Below are 19,809 nucleotides of genomic sequence, written 5' to 3' on the forward strand. Positions count from 1 at the left end.
AAGTCAGCGCTGCGTGGCGTCCGCTGGACCGCGATCATCACGGGCCTGATCGGCATGCTCCTCACCCTGTCGGTGCCGCTGCTGCCCGTCGAGACGGACGAGACGGTGCTGTCGTGGCCGCAGCAGGACCTGGCACGCAGCGTGTCGGCGCCGCTCGTCTCGTACTCGCCGCTGAGCCTCGACGTCGAGATCCCCTGTGCGGCGATCGGCCCGTTGTCCGAACGGGGCGGCACCCTTGTCGCCACGGCCCCGAACGGCGCCCCCGACGCCGAGCGCCACGGCTTCGTGGCCAAGGTCACGCCCGCGGGCGCGGATGATCCCGGTCGCGTCGAGGTGGTCCTCCGCAACACGGTGCTGCTGTCCTCGCCACTCGACCGCTTCGCGGGTGGCGACTGCGCGATCGCCGTGTCCTCCGACGCGACGCGGACCACCGCCGAGATCACCGGGTCCGGGATCGCGCCGACCGTGCGCGAGGGTGACCTCCGTCCCCAGATGGTCGGGGTGTTCACCGATCTGGACGGTGCGGCGCCTGCCGGCCTGCAGGTCACCGCGGAACTCGACTCGCGCTTCACCTCGACGCCCTCGACGCTCAAGCTGCTCGCCATGGTGGTCGGCGTGCTGGCGGTGATCGCCTCCCTCGTCGCCCTGCACCGCCTCGACCGCGTCGACGGCAGGCGCTCGCGCCGGTTCCTGCCCGCGCGCTGGTGGAGGTTCGGCGTGGCGGACGCCGTGATCATCGGCACCCTGGTGCTCTGGCACTTCATCGGCGCCACCACCTCGGACGACGGCTACCAGTTCACCATGGCCCGCGCCGCCGAGCAGGCCGGCTACATGGCGAACTACTTCCGGTACTACGGGGTGCCCGAAACGCCCTTCGGCACGCCCTACTACCAGCTGTTCGGGCTGCTGGCCCACATCACGCCCGCGAGCCCGTTCGTCCGGCTGCCCGCGCTGATTGCGGGCATCGTGACCTGGCTGGTGCTCAGCCGTGAGGTGGTGCCCCGCCTCGGCGCGGCGGCGCGTGCCAACCGGTTGGCCCTGTGGACGGGCGGGCTGGTCTTTCTCGCCGTCTGGCTCCCGTACAACAACGGGCTGCGCCCCGAACCGGTCGTCGCGGCAGGCGTGCTGCTGACCTGGTGCTCGGTCGAGCGCGCCATCGCCACTCGGCGGCTGCTCCCCGCCGCGGTCGCGATCCTGGTCGCCGCCATGACCCTCTCGGTCGGACCGTCCGGGATCATCTGCTTCGCCGCATTGATCGCGGGCCTGCGCCCCATCGCCCAGATCGTCGTCGCCCGTGCGAAGACGGTCGGCTATCTCGCGTTGTTGCTGCCCCTCGTCGCGTCGGGCACCGCGATCCTGGCGGTGATCTTCGCGGGCCAGACACTGGCGGCGGTCTTCGAGATGCAGCGCGTGCACGAGGTCGCGGGGCCGAACATGAAGTGGTTCGACGAGTACCTGCGTTACCAGTGGTTGCTGAACATCTCGCCGGACGGATCGCTGGCCCGGCGGTTCGGCATCTTCATCATGATCCTCGGGGTGGCAGTGAGCATCCTGGCGATGCTCCGCAAGGGCGGCCGCATCCCCGGGATCGCCGCCGGACCGGCGCGCCGGATCCTCGGGATCACCCTCGGCGCCATGGTGTTGATGATGTTCACGCCGACGAAGTGGACGCATCACCTCGGGATCTACGCGGGACTGGCCGGGGCGGTGGCCGTGCTGACCACGGTCGCCGTGAGCGTCCACGTACTGCGGTCGCCCCGCAACCGCGCGTTGTTCGCCGCGGCGGTCCTGTTCGTGCTCACCATGTCGTTCACCGGCAGCAACGGCTGGTGGTACGTCTCGAGCTACAGCGTGCCGTGGTGGGACAAGCCGGTCTCGATCGGCGGACTCGGCGCAGGCACCGTCCTGCTCGGCGCCACGATGGCGATGCTGCTCGTCGCGGTCTGGTATCACGTGCGAGAGCCGCACTCCGGCAACGGTTCGCGGCAGGGCGGTCGACTCTGGGCCATCCCGCCGCTCACCGTCGCCGCCGCCGCGATGGTGCTCTTCGAGGTCCTCTCGCTCGCCAAGGGCGCCGTCGCGCAGTACCCGGCGTACTCCGTCGGCCGTGCGAACTTCGACGCCCTCGGCGGCCAGGTCTGTGGTCTCGCCAACGACGTGCTGGTCGAGACCGACCCGAATGCCTCGATGCTGCAACCGCTCTCGGGTAGCCCGGCGACCGCGCTGGCCGGGCCGGGCACTGTCGGCTTCGAGCCGAACGGTGTCGCCGCCGACCTGAGTGCCGACAAGGAATCGTCGGCCTCGGTCACGGCGAACTCGGTCGACTCGAACACCGACCAGGCGAAGACGGGCAACGCGGCGGGAACGGCGGGCGGGGCCGGGCGGGTCGGCATCAACGGCAGCGCCGTGGCCCTCCCGTACGGCCTCGACCCGGCGACCACCCCGGTGCTCGGCAGCCACCAGGCCGGCGACACCCCCGCCCTGACGACCGGCTGGTACCGGCTCCCGCCCGCGGATTCCGACGGTTCGAGGGGCGACCTCATCTCCATCGCCGCGGCAGGCCGGATCCGATCCGTCGATGCCGATGGAATCGTCACGGAGGGGCAGAACCTCGTGGTCGAGTACGGAACCGGGCAGGGTGACGGCACGGCGGTCGCCCTCGGCGCGGTGGCCCCGCTCGACCCGGGCCCCGCGCCGTCCTGGCGGAACCTCCGGGTCCCGCTCGACGCGCTGCCTGCCGAGGCCGACGTGGTCCGGATCGTCGCGTCCGACAACGACCGGGATCCGGAGCAGTGGCTCGCGGTGACCCCGCCGCGGGTGCCCCTGACCCAGACGCTCAACTCGGTGGTGGGGTCGCAGACGCCCGTCCTGGTCGACTGGTCCGTCGGACTGGCGTTCCCGTGTCAGCGTCCGTTCGACCATCACGACGGTGTGGCCGAGATCCCCGAGTACCGCATCCTCCCGGACCGGATCGGCGCCATGACGACGAACCTGTGGCAGGACCACTTCGGCGGCGGGCCGCTCGGCTGGACGCAGATGCTGCTGACGGCCAGGACCATCCCGTCCTACCTGGATCAGGACTGGGGCCGGGACTGGGGTGAGATCGAGCAGTTCACGCCGCTGGACCCGACGGCCGATCCCGCCACGCTCGACGTCACGACCACGCCGCGGTCCGGGCTGTGGACCCCGGGGCCGATCAACACCACCTTCTGACGCCGGCCCCGCCCGGGCTACGCAGGTAGGGGCTGGCAGTCCTCGAGGGTGCGTTCGGCCGCCGACCGCACGACCGCGCCGACGCTGCGGCTGTTCGCCAACGCGTTGCGCTGCCAGATCGCGCCGTTGCCCTGTGCGAGCTCGCGCCGCAGCGCCGCCTCGACTCGACCGAACTCCCTGAGTTCGTCGAGCGCGTCGCGTACATGGTCGAGCAGGAGCTCGACGCGGCGCGCACACGGGACGGGCCGTGCCGTTAGCGGGTCGAGCCCCAGGCCCGACAGGCCGTCGCGGGCGGCCATCCAGTTGGCGATCCGGAGCGTCGCGAGCTCGACGTCGGGCGGGTCCTGGCCCCGCTCGACGGCCGAGTTCGCCGTCATGACCAGAGCGCGCACCAACGTCGCGATCAACACGGTCTGGTCGACCGTCGGCATCACATCGCTGACCCGGACCTCGACGGTCGGCAGGTGGGAGGAGGGGCGGATGTCCCAATAGACCATGCGCTCGTCCAGGAGGCAGTCGCAGTCGACCAGCATCGCGACGAGGTCGTCGTAGGCATCGGCCGAGTCGAAGTACGGCGGCGGTCCGGAGATCGGCCACCGCGACCACAGGATCGTCCGCCAGCTCGCGAAGCCGCTGTCGATGCCCCGGTGCAGTGGCGAGTTGGCGCTCAGCGCCAGCAGCGTCGGGAGCCAGGGCCGAACGTGGTTGCAGACCTGCACCCGGGTCTCCCGGTCGGGGACGGCGACGTGCACGTGGCAGCCGCAGATGCCCTGTTCGAGGGCGAGCGTGCCGAACCGCCTCGCCATGGCGCGGTAGCGCTCGGTGTCGCTCACCGGCATCCGGGCGGGACCAGCGGGCAGCGTTCCGGTTGCGAGCAGCCTGCTGCCGTTGCGGGCCGCCGCGGTGGCCGCGAGCGTGCGGGACTCGAGCAGGTGGTTGCGCAGCCCGCGGCTGTCCCAGCACACCGGGGAATTGGTCTCGATCTGGCATTGCGAGAGCTCGAGTTGGAGCGACACCCCGAGCTCGGTGGCGGTGGAGATGACTGCGGCGTTCCGCATCTGTGGGAGTCCCGTGTCCGGGTCGACCAACAGGAATTCCTCTTCCACGCCAACGGATGGGCACGCTGGGTGGTTCATACGGGGGGTCGCCCTACCTGGGGCATCATTACCAACTCGGATCTGTGGAATCGGGAAGGTCCTGACTTCAGCTCAATTCAAGCACTCGCCGAACACCGCCGAAAGGGTCAGGCGCGTCGGTAGGTGAGCGGGAGGATGAACCAGAAGTACGCGAACGCCACGGCGGTGCAGCCGCCGGCGACCGCCCCGACGGCCGAGTTGATGACGGTTCCGGCGATCAGCATCACCACGCCGGTGAGGGCGAAGCCCAGCAGCACCAGACCGCTGAGTTCGAGGCGGTGCGCCGTCGAGACGATGGTGCTCAGCTTCCGCCTGCGGAACAGGATCCGGTGGAACCCCACCGGGGCGATCAGCAGCACGGTGGCACCGATCGAGAAGAACACGGTCGCGAGGTAGACGCCCCGTTCGTACGTCGACAGCTCCGCGAACCGATCCTGGAACGGCAGGATGAGCAGGAAGCCGGTCAGCAGCTGGACACCGGTCTGCGTCACCCGCAGTTCCTGCAGGATGCTCGCCCAGTTGCGGTCCAGGCGCTCCGCCTCGGTCTCGTGCCTGCCGTCGGCGGCGTCGTCGTCCATGGCCATCGGGTCGGCCGCCTAGGACGCGCGCGAGGACCGCGCGGCCGAATCCGCGCAGCGGCAGCCGAGCGGGACGTCGGCGCAGTCCAGGGCCAACGGATGCCGCATCACGGCCAGGTCGGCGCACCGCTCCTCGGTGCACTCGGCCGGGTCGGTGCGGTGCACGATCAGGGTTCCGTGGCAGTGGTCGAGCGAGTCGGCACACGCGGCGCAGGCCATGGGTGGTACCTCCGGGTCGGGGCGATCGGAATCCTGCCTCTGTTGGTACCACCTGTCGCCGACAGCGCGGGGATTCCCCTGGCGTGTCAGTCGACCGGAGAAATCGGGCCCGCCGCTTTCGCGGAGACGCCGATGGGGCGGACAATCGAGGGGCAAGAAATGAGGCCTCGACCACCGAAGGAGGGGCAGCGGTGAACCGGACCGAGCTCCCACAGACAGTGCGGCGATCGTCCAAGGAGGCGCAGGCGGCCTTCGCGGCGGCACGCGACACGGCGATCAAACGGTACGGGGAGGGCGAAGACGCCCTGCGTGCGGCGTACGGCGAGCTCAAACACCATTTCGAGTTGGAGGTCGATCACTGGGTGCCCAAACAGGGTTGACCTCGGCGCGACCCGGTCCGCGTCGCGGTGAGACCGCGACGCGGTGCGTCTGACCCTGTGCCGACGCGGTGCGTCTACCCTTGTCCGTATGCCAGTTCGCACCCAGCTCAGCCCCGGAACCGTCTCTGCGACGCTCGCCGTCCCCGCCAACATCGAGCGGCCGGAGTACGCGTGGAAGCCGACCGTCAACGAGGGCAACGAGCCGTGGGTGCAGACGCAGGAGACCATCGAGGCCATGCGGGTGGCGAGCAAGATCGCCGCGCAGGCCCTGCAGGAGGCGGGCAAGGCGGTCGCGCCAGGCGTGACGACCGACGAGCTCGACCGCATCGCGCACGAGTACATGATCGACCACGGTGCCTATCCGTCGACGCTGGGCTACAAGGACTTTCCCAAGTCCTGCTGCACCTCGCTGAACGAGGTCATCTGCCACGGCATCCCCGACTCGACGGTCATCCAGGACGGCGACATCGTCAACATCGACGTCACCGCCTACATCGGCGGGGTGCACGGCGACACCAACGCCACCTTCCTGGCCGGTGACGTCTCCGAGGAGAACCGCCTGCTCGTCGAGCGCACCCGCGAGGCGACGATGCGCGCCATCAAGGCGGTCAAGCCCGGCCGCGAGCTCAACGTCATCGGCCGGGTCATCGAGGCCTACGCCAACCGCTTCGGCTACGGCGTGGTGCGCGACTTCACCGGCCACGGCATCGGCGAGACCTTCCACAACGGGTTGGTCATCCTGCACTACGACCAGCCGAACGTGGACACGATCATCGAACCGGGCATGGTGTTCACCATCGAGCCGATGATCAACCTCGGCACCGTCGACTATGACATCTGGGATGACGGCTGGACCGTCGTGACCAAGGACCGCAAGTGGACGGCCCAGTTCGAGCACACCATCGTCGTCACCGACACGGGCGCGGAAATCCTCACGCTGCCGTGAAGGGTGCGCTGCTCGTCGCCGGAACGACCTCCGACGCGGGCAAGAGCGTGCTGGTGGCCGGGCTGTGCCGGATGCTGGCCCGGCGCGGGGTGTCGGTTGCGCCGTTCAAGGCGCAGAACATGTCCAACAACTCGGTGGTCACCCTCGACGGCGGCGAGATCGGGCGGGCGCAGGCGCTGCAGGCGCGGGCCTGCGGGCTCGAGCCGAGCGTGCGCTTCAACCCGGTGCTCCTCAAGCCGGGCAGCGACCGCACCTCCCAGCTGGTTGTCCGCGGCCGGGCGGTGACGAACGTGGGGGCCCGCGACTACATCGAGCACCGGGAGTGGCTCAGGGGCGTCGTCGCCGACGAGTTGTCCTCGCTGCGAGCGGAATTCGACGTGGTGATCTGCGAGGGCGCGGGCTCGCCCGCCGAGATCAACCTGCGCGCGACAGACCTGGCGAACATGGGGCTGGCACGGGCGGCGTCGCTTCCGGTGATCGTGGTCGGGGACATCGACCGCGGGGGCGTGCTGGCACACCTGTTCGGCACCCTCGCCGTCCTCTCACCCGAGGACCAGGCGCTGATCGCCGGGTTCGTGGTCAACAAGTTCCGCGGCGACGTGGGGCTGCTGGAGCCGGGCCTCGTCCAGCTGCGGGAGATGACCGGACGGCCAACCCTCGGGGTGGTGCCGTTCGCCGACGGACTGTGGATCGACGCCGAGGACTCGCTGGCCACGGTCGTGGACGCCCCGGTAGGCAGGCCTGCCGCGCCCGCGGGTCAGGGATGGCTGCGGGTGGCCGCGGTGCGACTGCCGCGGGTGTCCAACGCGACCGACGTAGAGGCGCTGGCCTGCGAACCGGGTGTCTCGGTGCACTGGGTCGGCGAGCCGTCGCGGCTGCAGGATGCCGACCTGGTGGTGATCCCCGGCAGCAAGTCCACCGTCTCGGACCTGGCCTGGCTGCGGTCGAGCGGGATCGCGGACGCGCTGCACGCGCGCGCCGAGGCCGGGCTGCCGATCCTCGGCATCTGCGGTGGGTACCAGATGCTCGGCCGCACCATCGTCGACGACGTCGAATCGGGTGCGGGGACGGTGCCCGGGTTGGGGCTGCTGGACATGGAGATCGAGTTCGCGCCCGAGAAGGTGCTGCGGCAGGTCACCGGGACCGCCGACTCGGTTGCGGTGTCCGGCTACGAGATCCACCACGGCCGCGTCGTCCGCAACGCGGACCCGCCGCTGCTGCGCGGCGTGGACGGCGATCCTGAGGGCAGCGTCCGGGGGCAGGTGTTCGGCACCCACTGGCACGGTCTGCTCGAGTCGGACGAGTTCCGCCGCGGGTTCCTGACCCGGGTCGCGGCCGTCACCGGGCGGCCGTTCACGGTCGCGCCCGACACCTCGGTGGCGGCGGAGCGGACCGCGCAGCTGGACCTGCTGGCCGACCTGGTGGAGCGGCACCTCGACGTGGACGCGATCGGGGAGCTCATCGACGACGGTGCGCCGCGGGATCTTCCGGTGATCACCCACGGCCGCGCGGCGGTCGACCCGGCCCGCTGACCGCCTGCCCGGTCCGTCACGGGGTCGCCCGGCGCAGCGCCAGCCAGGCGACGGCCGTCGCGAGCGCGGTCGCGGTCAGGGGCAGCGCCACCAGGGGGAGTACCCGCGGTGAGTCGACGAACCAGTCGCCCACCGCGGGCCACCACCCCGCCCAGGTGACCAGGATCGCGGCGAGACCACCGAGGCCGAAGACACCGACGCCTGCGGCCAGCAGCCCGGAGGCCCGCCAGCGCTGATAGATCGCGCCCGCGGCCATGGCGATCGCCGTCGTCAGCAGCAGGGTCGAGAAAATGGTCAGGAACTGCAGGAGTGGGTTGTCGGTGAGGTACCGGGCCAGCCCGAACATCCGCATCCACACGCCCCAGCCGTCGGTGGCGGCCTCCACGACCGAGAGCAGGTAGAGCGTCGCGGCGAACACGGTGGACTGGGCGAGTGCCAACGACCCTGTGGCGGTGAAGAACTCGCGGCGGGTCACGCTCATGCCGAGCGTGAAGGGGAACGTCTGGGCCATCGCCTGCAGGTAGAACGCCAGCACGAACCCGTAGACGGAGAACACGCTGCCGGTGAAACCCTCGTTCTGATCGTTCTGGACCAGGAAGTAGATCGTGTAGCTGATCAGGAAGGAGGTGGCGAGGATGCCGACCGGCCAGGCGATCAGCAGCGGCCATGCCACGGTGTGCACCCGGAGCACGGCGCCGATTCGGGAGCCGGACTCCGTCCCGGTCCTCGGCGATGTCGTCAGGTCGACGGTCTGCGTGGTCATGCGGTGATCTCCCTGGCTCCTGTGGTGGTCGCGATGACGAGTTCCTGCATCGATACCGGTTCGAGCTCGACGCCCGCCGCGCGCAGCCCGGTGCGTTCCGGCTCGGTCGCCGTGCGCTGGACCGTGGCGCGGACCTGCGAACCGAGCGATTCGCGATGCAGCACCCTTGCCCCTGCCGCGAAGGCGTCGACGGCCTCGGCCGGCCCGGTGGCGACCACGGCCCTGCTGCGCAGCTCGTCGGCATCGTCGTCGACGATGATCCGTCCGCGGTCGACGACGATGACGTGCTCGAGCAGGTTGCTGACCTCGTCGATGAGGTGTGTGGACAGCACGATCGTGCGCGGGTGCTCGGCGTAGTCGGCGAGAAGTCGGTCGTAGAACAGATGTCGTGCCACGGCGTCGAGGCCGAGGTACGGCTCGTCGAACAGGGTCAGCGGGGCCCGCGCGGCGAGCCCGATGATCACGCCGAGCGTGGACTTCATGCCCCTGGACAGCTTCTTGACCTTGCGGCAGAGCGGGAGTTGGAAGTCGTCGAGCAGCCGGTCGGCGAAGTCGCGGTCCCAGCCGGGCATCAGGTGCCCGGCGGCGGTGAGCACGTGCTTGACCCGGAGGTCGTCCACGTACGTCTGGCTTTCCTTGATGAAGCAGATGTTCCTCAGGACGCGGGCGTTCTCGAAGGGTGTTTCCCCGAGAACCGTGACGTCGCCGGATGTCTGGGTGTCCTGCCCGGTCAGGATCTGCATCAGGGTGGTCTTGCCCGCGCCGTTTCGGCCGAGCAGGCCGTAGATCTTGTCGGGTTCGATGGTGAGGGAGATGTCGTCGAGCGCGGTGACGTCGCCGAAGCGTTTGCTCATGCCGTGAACCGACACGATCGGTTCCGGATCGAGGGCGGTCACGGTCATCTGCTTTCCTCCCGGTTGTCGAGCATGGACTTGAGTTCGGTGATCGACATGCCGAGCTTGTCGGCCTCCGCGATGAGCGGGTCGATGTACTGGCGCACGAAGTGCTCGCGGCGCCGGAATCGGAGCGCGTCCCGCGCGCCGACCGTGACGAACATCCCGATCCCTCGCTTCTTGTAGAGAATCCCCTCGGCCACGAGCTGTCCGAGCCCCTTCGCCGCGGTGGCGGGGTTGATCCGGTGGAATGCGGCGAGCTCGTTGGTGGAGGGAACCTGGCCGTCCTCCGGCAGGGATCCGTCGATGATGGAGTTCTCCACGAGCTCGGCGATCTGCTGGAACAGCGGCCTACCGTCGTCGTTCACCGGAACCGCCGCCCGTGAGGCTCACTGGTTCATTACTCATGTAATGAACCATAGAGCCGAGGGGGCGCGGTGTGCAACTGATGGTCGGAGGAGCCGCATGGCGTACCGTCCGTAGCCATGGAATTGACGCAAGTTCCCGTCGGGGAGGGCACCTACACCGTTCGCGTCGACGGCCCCGAGAGCAGGCACACCGTGCTGCTGCTCCCGGGTGCGGGGGAGTCCGCATCCGTGTTCGACGCGGTGTGCGAGAGACTGCACAACTCCGACCTGCGCACGGTCGTGCCCGAGACGATCGAAGGGCTCGACGAGACCGGTGCGATCGCGTTGCTCGACGAGCTGAAGCTGCCGTGGGTGAACCTCGCGGGCAACCGCGAGGGTGCCGCGCTGGCCTGGCTGCTCGCCGCCAAGACCTTCGGCCGGTTCGCCAGTCTGGTCGTGGCGGACTGCCCGCACCCCGCGGTGCCGGATCTCGACGGCGTCGTACGTGAGTCCGGTTGTGCACCAGTGGAAATGCCGACGACGCTGCTCATCCGGAACTCGCTGGGCCGGCCGATGGCCGACACCAGCGGTCGGCACGTCTACTCCGATTTCCGGGTCGTCCAGCTCGACGGTGTCGACTCGGTGCCGGAGGGCGCGGCCGCCGAGATGGCCACCGAGATCGTGCTCCGCACCAGCAGCTGGTAGGCGCTCCGCGCCCGTGAGTCCTTTTGGTCCCCAGGCGGGCCAGAAGGACTCACGGGCGGCGCAGCCGCCTACTCCAGTCCGAGCAGGGCGTTCTCGACGACCTCGGGCAGGCCAGGGTGAATCCAGTACTGGCCCCTTGCCATCTCCTGCGCGCTCAGCCCGAAGCTCATCGCCTGGATCAGCGGCTGGATCACCGTCGGTGCCTGCGCGCCGATGACGTGGGCGCCCAGCAGCCGGCCCGTGCCGCGCTCGGCGATCACCTTGCACAGGCCCTCGGTGTCCTCCATCGCCCAGCCGTAGGCGACGTCCGAGTAGGTCTGCACCTTCACCGTGATGTCGAGGCCCTGATCGCGGGCCTGCTCCTCGGTGAGCCCGACCTCCGCGATCTGCGGGTCGGTGAACACCGCCGCGGGCACGAACCGGTGATCGGTGCGGACCAGGTCGGCGCCCTCCGCCCACGCGTTGCGCAGCAGGTTCTCCTGCACGACCCGGGCCTCGTGGTTCGCCACGTGCTTGAGCTGATAGGGCGAGGACACGTCGCCGAGCGCGAACACGCCCTCCGCGGTGGTGCGCTGGAACCGGTCCACCAGCACCCGTCCCTCGTCGTCGACGTCGACCCCCGCTGTCTCGGCGCCGAGCCGGTCGCCGTTCGGCGCCCGCCCCACCGCGACCAGCAGGGTGTCGCCGGTGACGACGCTGCCATCCGCGAGTTCCACCTCGACGTGGCCGTCGTCGCCCCGCACGGACGTCACCGGATTGCCCAGTCGCACATCCCATTTCTCGCGGGCGAGGGCGGTGAAGTGTGCCGAGATGTCGCCGTCGAGGTGTCGCAGCAGGCGGTTGCCGCGACCGATGATGGTGACCTTGCTCCCGAACGCGGAGAAGACGTGCGCGAACTCGGAGGCGATGAACCCGCTGCCGATGATCACCAGGTGCTCGGGAAGCTCCGGCAGCCGCATGATGTCGTCGTTGGTGTAGTAGCGGACGCCGCTGCGGGTCACCTCCTCCGGGATGATCGGCCGCGATCCGGCCGCGATCACCACCTGGTCCGCGGTGATCACCTCGCCGGTCCCGGTCTCCAGGCGCCGCGGTCCGATGAACCTGGCGTGGCCGGAAAACAGTGTGGTGCCAGGACTCTCGTCGCGCCGATAGCGCTCGCCGCCCGCCGAGATGGGGTCGATCCGGTCGAACACCCGGCTCACGATGTCGGGCCAGCGCACCTTGTCGATGCGCGAGTCGATGCCGTACCTGCTCGAGTGCTCGATGGTGCGGGCGACCTCGGCGGCGTAGACGAACATCTTGGTCGGGATGCAGCCGACGTTCAGGCAGGTGCCGCCGAAGACGCCGTCCTCGAGCAGCGCGACCCGCATGTCGGCATACCGGTCGTCGAGAATGGTGTTGCCGGAACCGGATCCGATGATCGCGAGGTCGAAATGGCTCATGCGCCGTGTCCGTGCAGCCAGGTCAGCCACAGGTCCACCTCGTCGAAGGCCTGCTTGCGCGGGATCTCGGTGGACAGGAAGACGTCGTGCCGGGCGCCCTCGATCGGCACGATCGTGGTGCGGTCGCCGAGGCAGCCTGCCCAGCGGGCGATCTGCTTCACGTCGAGCACCAGGTCGGCCTCGTCGGACTTGGCGGTGTACCGGGAGGAGTAGTGCGTCTTCTGGGACCGCAGGATCAGCGAGGGGACGCCGACGTCGAGCCCGCGGTGCAGTTTCGCGTGTCCCTGCCGGATGGCTCGCAGCCAGCCGAAGGTCACCGGGAACCCGGTCAGCGGCTTCCATTCGAGGTCGTAGTCCCACTCGCCGCTCGCGCCGACGTGCAGGCTGCGCCCGTAGACGTCGATCGGCGGCTGCTTGACCGCGAGCCGGTCCTTGACCCGCCCGACTGCCTTGACGGCCACGGTGCCGACGGTGCGGAGGTAAGACGGGCCCTGCAGGTCGAACCACGGGCTGTTGAGGATCAGTCCGGCGATGCCCGCGCCCGCGCTGCCGCCCGGCAGCTTGTTCAGCCGGTCGAGCCACAGCGGCAGGATCAGCCCGCCGGTGGAGTGCGCCACCAGCAGGACGGTGCCCCCGCCGATCTGTTCGCGCACCAACGCGAGCGCGCGGCCCAGTTCCTCGTCGTAGAGCGCGAGGTCGGTGACGAAATGCGGGGTCTGGCCCTTCTTCAGCGAGCGGCCGCATTTGCGCAGGTCGAGGGCGAAGAACGAGTAGCCCTGGTCGTGGAAGTGCTCGGCCATGTGGTGCTGGAAGAAGTAGTCGGTGAAGCCGTGCACATAGAGCACGGCCCGCGCGGGCGTGCGGTCGATCCCGCCCTCGGGCTGATACCGGACAAGTGTGGCGTCGATCTCACCTTCACCGTCGGGATCGATTCCGAGTGGGATGGTCAACTGCTGATATCCGTCGCCGAGGACGTCGGGAGCCCAAGTAGTCACAGATCACAATGTAATGCGCAGGAATGCCCCCCGCAGTGGCGCACAATTGGGTGAGGTGAACGTCGCGTATACGCGCGGGTAACCTATCCGCTGCAGTCGGCGCGACTGCCCACTGCCAATGGACAAGGAAGTCGATTTTCCAGTGTCAGACAACAACGCGGTAGAGACCAAGACCGATGTAGTGCTCGTGGGTGCGGGCATCATGAGTGCGACCCTCGGAGCCATCCTGCGGCAGCTGCAGCCGGACTGGTCGATCAGCGTGTTCGAGCGGCTCGACGCCGCCGCCGCGGAGAGCAGCGACCCGTGGAACAACGCGGGTACCGGACACTCTGCTCTGTGTGAGCTCAACTACACCCCCGAGAACAAGGACGGCTCCGTCGACATCGCCAAGGCGATCACGGTCAACGAGCAGTTCCAGGTCTCCCGGCAGTTCTGGGCGCACGCGCTCGAACAGGGCATCCTCACCGCCCCCAAGGAGTTCATCAACCCCATCCCGCACGTGAGCTTCGTGCACGGGGCGGACAACGTGAAGTACCTGAAGGCGCGCTACGACGCCCTTGCCGGACACACGTTGTTCAACGGCATGGAGTACACCGACAGCGCGGACGAGTTCGCCCGCCGCCTGCCGCTGATGGCCAAGGGTCGCGACTTCTCCGACCCCATCGCCCTCAACTGGACCGAGGGCGGCACCGACGTCGACTTCGGCGCGCTGACCAAGCAGCTGCTCAACCACGTCGCCTCCTCCGGCGGCACCGTGCACTTCGGTCACGAGGTCACGGGCATCAAGAAGCAGTCCGACGGCAGCTGGACGCTCAAGGTGCACAACCGTCGCACCGGCGGCCGCAAGACCGTCAAGGCCAAGTTCGTCTTCGTCGGAGCCGGTGGCGGTGCCCTGCACCTGCTGCAGCAGTCCGGCATCAAGGAGGCCAAGGGCTTCGGAGGCTTTCCCGTCAGCGGCGCCTTCCTGCGCTGCACCAACCCGGAGCTGATCGATCAGCACCGCGCGAAGGTGTACGGCAAGGCCGCCGTCGGTGCCCCGCCGATGTCGGTGCCGCACCTCGACACCCGCGTCATCGGCGGCAAGCCGGGCCTGCTGTTCGGCCCGTACGCCGGTTGGTCGCCGAAGTTCCTCAAGGAGGGTCGGGTCACCGACCTGCCCGGGTCGGTCAAGCCGAACAACCTGCTGTCGATGCTCGGGGTCGGCGTTTCCGAGCTCGGCCTGGTCAAGTACCTGGTCAGCGAGCTCGCGAAGAACGCGGAGGGTCGCATCGAGACCATGCGCGAGTTCGTCCCCGAGGCGCTCGGCGCCGACTGGGAGCTGATCACGGCGGGCCAGCGCGTTCAGGTGATCCGCCGCGACAAGCGCAAGGGCGGCGTGCTCGAGTTCGGCACCGCGGTCATCAGCGCCGCGGACGGCTCGATCGCCGGTCTGCTCGGCGCCTCGCCCGGCGCCTCGACCGCGGTCCCGGCGATGCTCGACGTGCTCAAGCGTTGCTTCGCGGACCGGTTCGCCTCGTGGGAGCCGCAGCTCAAGCAGATGGTGCCCTCGCTCGGCGTGAAGCTCTCCGACGACAAGTCGCTGTTCACCGAGGTCTGGGACTGGTCCAGCCGCGTGCTCGAGCTCGACACCGAGGTTCAGGAGACCGCCTCCGCCGCGGTGTGATAGTCACACCGTATGACGGCAACAGCGGCTCTGCACCGCGCCTGGGCGCTCGATCTGGACCTCCGCACGCTCTATGACCTGCTGAGACTGCGGGTCGACGTGTTCGTCGTGGAGCAGGCCTGCCCGTACCCGGAACTCGACGGGCGGGACCTGCTCCCCGGCACCAGGCACCTGTGGATCGAGCAGGACGGTCAGGTCGTGTGCACGCTCCGCCTGATGGAGGAGCACGACGGCAGCACCTCGTACCGCATCGGACGGCTCTGCACCCGTGCGGACGCGCGGGGGCACGGACACACCACCAGGCTGCTGCGCACGGCGCTCGCGGAGGTCGGGTCGGCGCCGTGCAGGCTCAGCGCACAGAGCCACCTGGTGGACATGTACGCCAAGCACGGGTTCACGCCCGACGGCGAAGAGTTCATCGAGGACGGGATCCCGCACGTGCCGATGCGGCGCGGTGGCGGCGAGCCATGGCGCGAGGTCTAGAGTCAGCATCCGTAGTTCCCTGCCGCGGGGAAGTCCTGTGTGAACCAGGCACGGTCCCGCCACTGTGATGGATCCGGCCACGACCGGATCCGGAGTCAGATCGCCGCGGCAGCGGGTCAAGGTCCGAACCCTCGGCGTGGACACCGGGGAGTGAAGGGAAATTCGCTGTGGCACAAGCTGGTACCGGGTCCGAACCGGGCTTTCCGTTCAGTGCGATCGTCGGTCAGGACACGCTCCGGCTCGCCCTGACCCTCTGCGCCGTTCACCCCGGCATCGGGGGCGTGCTGGTGCGCGGCGAGAAAGGTACCGCGAAGTCGACGGTGGTGCGCGCCCTCGCCGCGCTGCTGCCACCCGTCGACGACGGCAACGGCGGCAGGCCCGCCCGGCTGGTGGAGCTGCCGGTCGGCGCCACCGAGGACCGGGTGGTCGGCTCGCTGGACCTGGAGAAGGTGCTGCGGGACGGGGAGCGGGCCTTCCAGCCCGGACTGCTGGCCGCGGCCCACGACGGCGTGCTCTACGTCGACGAGGTCAACCTGCTGCACGATCACCTCGTGGACGTGCTGCTGGACGCCGCCGCGATGGGGCGCGTGCACATCGAGCGCGATGGGGTCTCCCACTCCCATCCCGCGCGGTTCGTCCTGGTGGGGACCATGAACCCGGAAGAGGGCGAACTCCGCCCGCAGCTGCTCGACCGCTTCGGCCTCGCCGTCGACGTGGCGGCCTCGCGCGAGGTGGACGTCCGCATGCAGGTGGTGCGCAGGCGCCTCGACTTCGAGGCCGACCCCGCCGGATTCGCGGCCAGGTACGCCGACGAGGACTCGGCGCTGGCCCGCCGCATCGCCGCGGCGAGGGCCGCCTTGCCCGCCATCGAGCTCAGCGACACCGAACTGCGCCGCATCGCCGCGTTGTGCGCGTCGTTCGATGTCGACGGCATGCGCGCGGACCTGGTGCTGGCCCGCACCGCCACCGCGCACGCCGCCTGGCGCGGCGCGGACGCCGTCGCCGAGGAGGACGTGCGGGTCGCCGCGGAGCTGACGCTGCCGCATCGCCGCCGCCGCGACCCGTTCGACGAGCCGGGCCTCGACCCGCAGCAGCTCGAGGACGCGATGCGGGACGCCGCCGAGCAGGCGAACCAGCCGGAGCCCGAACCCGAGCCCGATCCCGACGGACCCGGCGGCGGCGCGCCCGAGCCCGAGTCCGACGGGGCGTCCCCCGACGGTGCCCAGCAATCCGCGGAGCCGAGCGAGAGTGAACAGCCCGGCCCTGTCCGTGCCCCCGAACGCGCGGCCGCGGCGCCCTCGGCGCAGTTCAAGACCCGGCTGCTGACGATCCCCGGTGTCGGCGAGGGCGCGCCGGGCAGGCGTTCGCGTTCGCGCTCCGCGCAGGGCCGGACCGTGCGGCCGACCACCGAAGCGGGCCGGGGGCTGCACCTGGTCGGCACCCTGTTCGCGGCCGCCGAGCACCAGGTCGCCCGTGGACGGCGGGACGGCCGGATGGTGTTGGCGCCCAGCGACATCCGAGGGGCGCACCGCGAGGGTCGCGAGGGCAACCTGGTGGTCTTCGTGGTCGACGCGTCCGGTTCGATGGCCGCGAGGGACCGGCTCTCCGCGGTCACCGGCGCCGTCGTCTCGCTGCTGCGCGATGCCTACCAGCGCCGCGACAAGGTCGCGGTGATCACCGTGCGGGGCGCCGCCGCCGAGCTGGTGCTGCCGCCCACCTCGTCCGTCGACGTCGCGGTCCGGCGACTGCGCTCATTGCGCACCGGCGGCAAAACCCCACTGGCGCAAGGATTCCTGAAGGCCCGCGAGGTGGTGCTGCGGGAGAAGGTGCGCGACCCCCAGCGTCGGGCGATGGTGGTCGCGTTGACCGACGGCCGCGCGACCGGCGGAGCCGACCCGGTCCATCGCGCCCGGGTGGCCGCGACCCTGCTCGCGGGCGAGTCGGTGGCCTCGGTTGTGGTGGATTGCGAGTCCGGCATGGTGCGCCTCGGCCTGGCCCGTGACCTGGCGACCGCGCTGCGGGGTGCCTACATCCGGCTCGGCGAGCTCTCGGCGGAGCAGGTGGCCGGCGTCGTCCGCGCCGGCACCGCGAAGCTCGCGGCCTAGAACGGAAAGAGGAGTATCAGACGATGCCCAAGGGTGTACCGCTTCCCGAGAACGTCCCCGACGACGGCCTGACCACCCGGCAGCGCCGCAACGCGCCCGTGCTGGCCGTGCACACGGGCCCGGGCAAGGGGAAGTCGACCGCCGCGTTCGGGATGGCGTTGCGAGCCTGGAACCAGGGCTTCGACATCGGGGTGTTCCAGTTCGTCAAGAGCGCGAAGTGGAAGGTCGGCGAGGAGTCGGCGTTCCGGGCGCTCGGCGAGCTGCACGAGTCCACCGGCGTCGGCGGACCGGTGCAGTGGCACAAGATGGGCGAGGGCTGGTCCTGGACCCGCAAGAAGGGCGAGGACGAGGACCACGCCCGCGTCGCGCTGGACGGCTGGCGTGAGGTGGCCCGCCGGATCGCGAACGAGGAGCACAAGTTCTACGTCCTGGACGAGTTCACCTACCCGCTCAAATGGGGCTGGGTTGACGTCGACGAGGTGGTCGAGGTGCTGAGTTCGCGGCCCGGGAACCAGCACGTGGTGATCACCGGCAGGGATGCGCCGCAGGCCCTGATCGACGCGGCCGACCTCGTCACCGAGATGACCAAGATCAAGCACCCGATGGACGCCGGACGCAAGGGCCAGCGGGGCATCGAGTGGTGAACGCCGTTCCGGCGGTGGTCATCGCCGCACCCGCCTCAGGCAGCGGAAAGACCACCGTCGCAACGGGTCTGATCGGTGCCCTGCGCGCGGCGGGAGATCGGGTGGCGCCGTTCAAGGTGGGGCCCGACTACATCGACCCGGGCTATCACGGCCTCGCCGCCGGGCGGGTCGGACGCAACCTGGACCCGGTGCTGGTTGGTGCCGACCGGATCGGCCCGCTGTACCGGCACGGCAGCGCGGGCTGCGACATCGCCGTCGTCGAGGGCGTGATGGGCCTGTTCGACGGCAAGATCGCGGACCCGGCGCCCGAGGGCGCCGCGGAGGGTTCGACCGCTCAGGTCGCCGGGTTGCTCGGCGCCCCGGTGGTTCTCGTCGTCGACGCCCGCGGCCACAGCCAGTCGCTGGCCGCGGTGCTGCACGGGTTCGCGACCTTCGACAGCGGCGTCCGGATCGGCGGGGTGATCCTCAACCGGGTCGGCAGCGAGCGGCACGAGCAGGTGTTGCGCCAGGCCTGTGACCGGGTTGGGGTGCCGGTGCTCGGGGTGGTGCCCCGGCTCGCGGAGCTGGCGGTGCCCTCGCGGCACCTCGGCCTGATCACCGCGGTCGAGCACGGCCGCGCCGCCACCGACGCGGTCGACGCGATGACCGAGCTGATCGCCCGGCACGTCGACCTCTCCGCGGTGCGGGCGCTGGCCCGCTCCAGCGTCGCGGCACCGGCATGGGATGCCGTGGACGAGGCCGGTACGGACGAACCGGGACCCGCGCCGGTGGTGGCGCTGGCGGGCGGCTCGGCGTTCACGTTCGGATATGCCGAGCACCGAGAGCTGCTCGAGGCGGCGGGCGCCCGGGTGTGCACCTTCGATCCCGCCGTCGATCAGCTTCCCGACGGCGCGGCCGCTCTGGTGCTGCCCGGTGGGTTCCCGGAGGAGCACGCGCCCGAGTTGGCGGCGAACATCCCGCTGCTCACCACCGTCCGCGAGCTGGCTCGCCGGGGGATGCCGATCCATGCCGAGTGCGCGGGCCTGCTGTACCTGGCGCGTCGCCTCGACGGGCACCCAATGGCGGGGGTGATCGGCGTGGATGCGGAGTTCGGCAAGACGCTGACGTTGGGCTACCGGGAGGCCGTCGCGTTGGGGGAGTCGGTGCTGTTCGAGCCGGGGACGCGGGTGGTCGGTCACGAGTTCCACCGGACCCGGCTGGAGTCGGCGTCGGTGGACGGTTGGGCCCCGGCCTGGGGCTGGCGGGCGGCGGGGACGTCGGCGCGGGAGGGTTTCGCGGGCGGCGGCGTGCACGCCTCCTACCTGCACACCCACCCCGCGGGGAACCCGGAAGCCGTACGCCGGTTCGTCACCGCGGCAAGAGCTTTCGAGGCAGCCAATGGGTGATCTGGTGGTGGGCATCGGTGCCCGCGACGGGGTGGACCCCGACACCGTGCTGGCCGCGATCAGCGCCGTCGTCGACGACCCGACCGAGCTGCACGCGCTGGCCACCCTCGAGCGCAAGGCCACCGAGTCCTCGATCGCCACGGCGGCGGCCGAGCTGGGTGTGCCCGTGCTCGGGTTCACGGCCGACGAACTCTCGGCGGTGGACGTGCCGACACCGTCCGGACGGGTCGCGGCCGAGGTGGGGACGCCGAGCGTCGCCGAGGCCGCGGCGGTCCTCGGTGCGGGCGGCGGCGACCTGCTGGTGCGCAAACGCGCCCGCAATGGCGTCACCGTGGCGGTCGCCCGTAATGTTTGGTAGCCCGAAGACCCCGACATCCCAG

Annotated in this window: 19 protein-coding genes and 1 riboswitch; of the genes, 11 read left to right on the forward strand and 8 right to left on the reverse strand. The window is 70.2% G+C overall.

Going from position 1 to position 19,809, the window contains the following annotated elements; all coding sequences use genetic code 11:
• The first annotated feature begins 9 nt into the window (after positions 1 to 9).
• Complete coding sequence (locus BR31_RS0101215) at positions 10 to 3,213, forward strand: arabinosyltransferase domain-containing protein (RefSeq protein ID WP_231496357.1); 3,204 nt, start codon at positions 10 to 12, stop codon at positions 3,211 to 3,213.
• 17 nt (positions 3,214 to 3,230) lie between these two features.
• On the opposite strand, the gene BR31_RS27110 is transcribed toward BR31_RS0101215, so the two are convergent.
• The 3 genes from BR31_RS27110 to BR31_RS0101230 all read right to left on the reverse strand — a co-directional run bounded on the left by BR31_RS27110 (position 3,231) and on the right by BR31_RS0101230 (position 5,146).
• A complete protein-coding gene (locus BR31_RS27110) occupies positions 3,231 to 4,349 on the reverse strand; it encodes a carboxylate-amine ligase (RefSeq protein ID WP_037175182.1) in 1,119 nt (372 codons plus the stop codon).
• Positions 4,350 to 4,456: 107 nt separating this feature from the next.
• A complete protein-coding gene (locus BR31_RS0101225; protein ID WP_027499340.1) occupies positions 4,457 to 4,933 on the reverse strand; it encodes a DUF6328 family protein in 477 nt (158 codons plus the stop codon).
• A gap of 12 nt (positions 4,934 to 4,945) precedes the next feature.
• The gene (locus BR31_RS0101230) at positions 4,946 to 5,146 is read right to left on the reverse strand and encodes a hypothetical protein (RefSeq protein ID WP_027499341.1); all 201 of its coding nucleotides are present in this window, start codon (positions 5,144 to 5,146) and stop codon (positions 4,946 to 4,948) included.
• Between the two features lie 191 nt (positions 5,147 to 5,337).
• Here BR31_RS0101230 and BR31_RS0101235 point away from each other — a divergent pair, with 191 nt between their 5' ends.
• From BR31_RS0101235 to BR31_RS0101245, 3 genes are all read left to right on the forward strand, one after another.
• A complete protein-coding gene (locus BR31_RS0101235) occupies positions 5,338 to 5,526 on the forward strand; it encodes a ChaB family protein (protein ID WP_027499342.1) in 189 nt (62 codons plus the stop codon).
• A gap of 88 nt (positions 5,527 to 5,614) precedes the next feature.
• On the forward strand, positions 5,615 to 6,472 hold the full coding sequence (gene map / locus BR31_RS0101240) for a type I methionyl aminopeptidase (RefSeq protein ID WP_027499343.1): 858 nt from the start codon (positions 5,615 to 5,617) through the stop codon (positions 6,470 to 6,472).
• Positions 6,469 to 8,004, forward strand: coding sequence for a cobyric acid synthase (locus BR31_RS0101245; RefSeq protein WP_027499344.1), 1,536 nt, complete (start codon positions 6,469 to 6,471; stop codon positions 8,002 to 8,004). The genes map and BR31_RS0101245 overlap by 4 nt, the downstream gene beginning before the upstream one ends.
• 16 nt (positions 8,005 to 8,020) lie before the next feature.
• Here the strand turns inward: BR31_RS0101245 and BR31_RS0101250 are convergent, their stop codons facing one another.
• From BR31_RS0101250 to BR31_RS0101260, 3 genes are read right to left on the reverse strand one after another with little or no spacing between them, the layout of a single operon-like run.
• Positions 8,021 to 8,767 (reverse strand): ABC transporter permease, encoded by a 747-nt coding sequence (locus BR31_RS0101250; protein WP_027499345.1) that lies wholly within the window; start codon positions 8,765 to 8,767, stop codon positions 8,021 to 8,023.
• The gene (locus tag BR31_RS0101255; RefSeq protein WP_027499346.1) at positions 8,764 to 9,669 is read right to left on the reverse strand and encodes an ABC transporter ATP-binding protein; all 906 of its coding nucleotides are present in this window, start codon (positions 9,667 to 9,669) and stop codon (positions 8,764 to 8,766) included. Before BR31_RS0101255 ends, BR31_RS0101250 begins: the two co-directional genes overlap by 4 nt.
• Complete coding sequence (locus BR31_RS0101260) at positions 9,666 to 10,028, reverse strand: GntR family transcriptional regulator (protein ID WP_027499347.1); 363 nt, start codon at positions 10,026 to 10,028, stop codon at positions 9,666 to 9,668. Before BR31_RS0101260 ends, BR31_RS0101255 begins: the two co-directional genes overlap by 4 nt.
• Positions 10,029 to 10,145: 117 nt before the next feature.
• Between BR31_RS0101260 and BR31_RS0101265 the strand changes: the two genes are divergently transcribed.
• On the forward strand, positions 10,146 to 10,712 hold the full coding sequence (locus tag BR31_RS0101265) for a hypothetical protein (protein ID WP_027499348.1): 567 nt from the start codon (positions 10,146 to 10,148) through the stop codon (positions 10,710 to 10,712).
• 68 nt (positions 10,713 to 10,780) lie between these two features.
• On the opposite strand, the gene mtr is transcribed toward BR31_RS0101265, so the two are convergent.
• Complete coding sequence (gene mtr / locus BR31_RS0101270) at positions 10,781 to 12,154, reverse strand: mycothione reductase (RefSeq protein ID WP_027499349.1); 1,374 nt, start codon at positions 12,152 to 12,154, stop codon at positions 10,781 to 10,783.
• Entirely contained in the window at positions 12,151 to 13,149 is a 999-nt protein-coding gene (locus BR31_RS0101275; protein WP_027499350.1) for an alpha/beta hydrolase, read from the reverse strand. Before BR31_RS0101275 ends, mtr begins: the two co-directional genes overlap by 4 nt.
• Before the next feature lie 118 nt (positions 13,150 to 13,267).
• On the opposite strand from BR31_RS0101275, the gene mqo reads away from it, so the two are divergent.
• The 6 genes from mqo (at position 13,268) to BR31_RS0101305 (ending at position 19,787) form a co-directional block, all read left to right on the forward strand.
• On the forward strand, positions 13,268 to 14,812 hold the full coding sequence (mqo, locus tag BR31_RS0101280) for a malate dehydrogenase (quinone) (protein ID WP_051636859.1): 1,545 nt from the start codon (positions 13,268 to 13,270) through the stop codon (positions 14,810 to 14,812).
• A gap of 12 nt (positions 14,813 to 14,824) precedes the next feature.
• Positions 14,825 to 15,295 (forward strand): GNAT family N-acetyltransferase, encoded by a 471-nt coding sequence (locus tag BR31_RS0101285; protein ID WP_027499352.1) that lies wholly within the window; start codon positions 14,825 to 14,827, stop codon positions 15,293 to 15,295.
• A 1-nt stretch (position 15,296) separates the two neighbouring features.
• A riboswitch (adenosylcobalamin (AdoCbl) riboswitch) is annotated at positions 15,297 to 15,451 on the forward strand.
• 11 nt (positions 15,452 to 15,462) lie between these two features.
• Positions 15,463 to 17,400, forward strand: a complete 1,938-nt coding sequence (locus BR31_RS0101290) for a magnesium chelatase subunit D family protein (protein WP_027499353.1) — start codon at positions 15,463 to 15,465, stop codon at positions 17,398 to 17,400.
• Between the two features lie 23 nt (positions 17,401 to 17,423).
• Positions 17,424 to 18,044 (forward strand): cob(I)yrinic acid a,c-diamide adenosyltransferase, encoded by a 621-nt coding sequence (cobO, locus tag BR31_RS0101295; protein ID WP_027499354.1) that lies wholly within the window; start codon positions 17,424 to 17,426, stop codon positions 18,042 to 18,044.
• Positions 18,038 to 19,429, forward strand: a complete 1,392-nt coding sequence (locus BR31_RS0101300) for a cobyrinic acid a,c-diamide synthase CobB (protein ID WP_027499355.1) — start codon at positions 18,038 to 18,040, stop codon at positions 19,427 to 19,429. The genes cobO and BR31_RS0101300 overlap by 7 nt, the downstream gene beginning before the upstream one ends.
• Positions 19,422 to 19,787 carry a cobalamin biosynthesis protein gene (locus BR31_RS0101305; protein ID WP_027499356.1) on the forward strand — a complete coding sequence of 122 codons (366 nt, stop codon included), beginning with the start codon at positions 19,422 to 19,424 and terminating at the stop codon, positions 19,785 to 19,787. Before BR31_RS0101300 ends, BR31_RS0101305 begins: the two co-directional genes overlap by 8 nt.
• Positions 19,788 to 19,809: the final 22 nt, after the last annotated feature.

This window comes from Rhodococcus sp. UNC363MFTsu5.1, assembly GCF_000686785.1.
GTDB lineage: Bacteria > Actinomycetota > Actinomycetes > Mycobacteriales > Mycobacteriaceae > Rhodococcus_G > Rhodococcus_G maanshanensis.

What these genes read in the sequence shown, in the direction of transcription:
- BR31_RS27110 (WP_037175182.1), bottom strand. Translation starts at nt 4,349, where the DNA reads ATGAACCACCCAGCGTGCCCATCCGTTGGCGTGGAAGAGGAATTCCTG.
- BR31_RS0101225 (WP_027499340.1), bottom strand. Translation starts at nt 4,933, where the DNA reads ATGGCCATGGACGACGACGCCGCCGACGGCAGGCACGAGACCGAGGCG.
- BR31_RS0101230 (WP_027499341.1), bottom strand. Translation starts at nt 5,146, where the DNA reads ATGGCCTGCGCCGCGTGTGCCGACTCGCTCGACCACTGCCACGGAACC.
- map (WP_027499343.1), top strand. Translation starts at nt 5,615, where the DNA reads ATGCCAGTTCGCACCCAGCTCAGCCCCGGAACCGTCTCTGCGACGCTC.
- BR31_RS0101250 (WP_027499345.1), bottom strand. Translation starts at nt 8,767, where the DNA reads ATGACCACGCAGACCGTCGACCTGACGACATCGCCGAGGACCGGGACG.
- BR31_RS0101255 (WP_027499346.1), bottom strand. Translation starts at nt 9,669, where the DNA reads ATGACCGTGACCGCCCTCGATCCGGAACCGATCGTGTCGGTTCACGGC.
- BR31_RS0101265 (WP_027499348.1), top strand. Translation starts at nt 10,146, where the DNA reads ATGGAATTGACGCAAGTTCCCGTCGGGGAGGGCACCTACACCGTTCGC.
- mtr (WP_027499349.1), bottom strand. Translation starts at nt 12,154, where the DNA reads ATGAGCCATTTCGACCTCGCGATCATCGGATCCGGTTCCGGCAACACC.
- mqo (WP_051636859.1), top strand. Translation starts at nt 13,268, where the DNA reads ATGGACAAGGAAGTCGATTTTCCAGTGTCAGACAACAACGCGGTAGAG.
- BR31_RS0101285 (WP_027499352.1), top strand. Translation starts at nt 14,825, where the DNA reads ATGACGGCAACAGCGGCTCTGCACCGCGCCTGGGCGCTCGATCTGGAC.
- cobO (WP_027499354.1), top strand. Translation starts at nt 17,424, where the DNA reads ATGCCCAAGGGTGTACCGCTTCCCGAGAACGTCCCCGACGACGGCCTG.
- BR31_RS0101305 (WP_027499356.1), top strand. Translation starts at nt 19,422, where the DNA reads ATGGGTGATCTGGTGGTGGGCATCGGTGCCCGCGACGGGGTGGACCCC.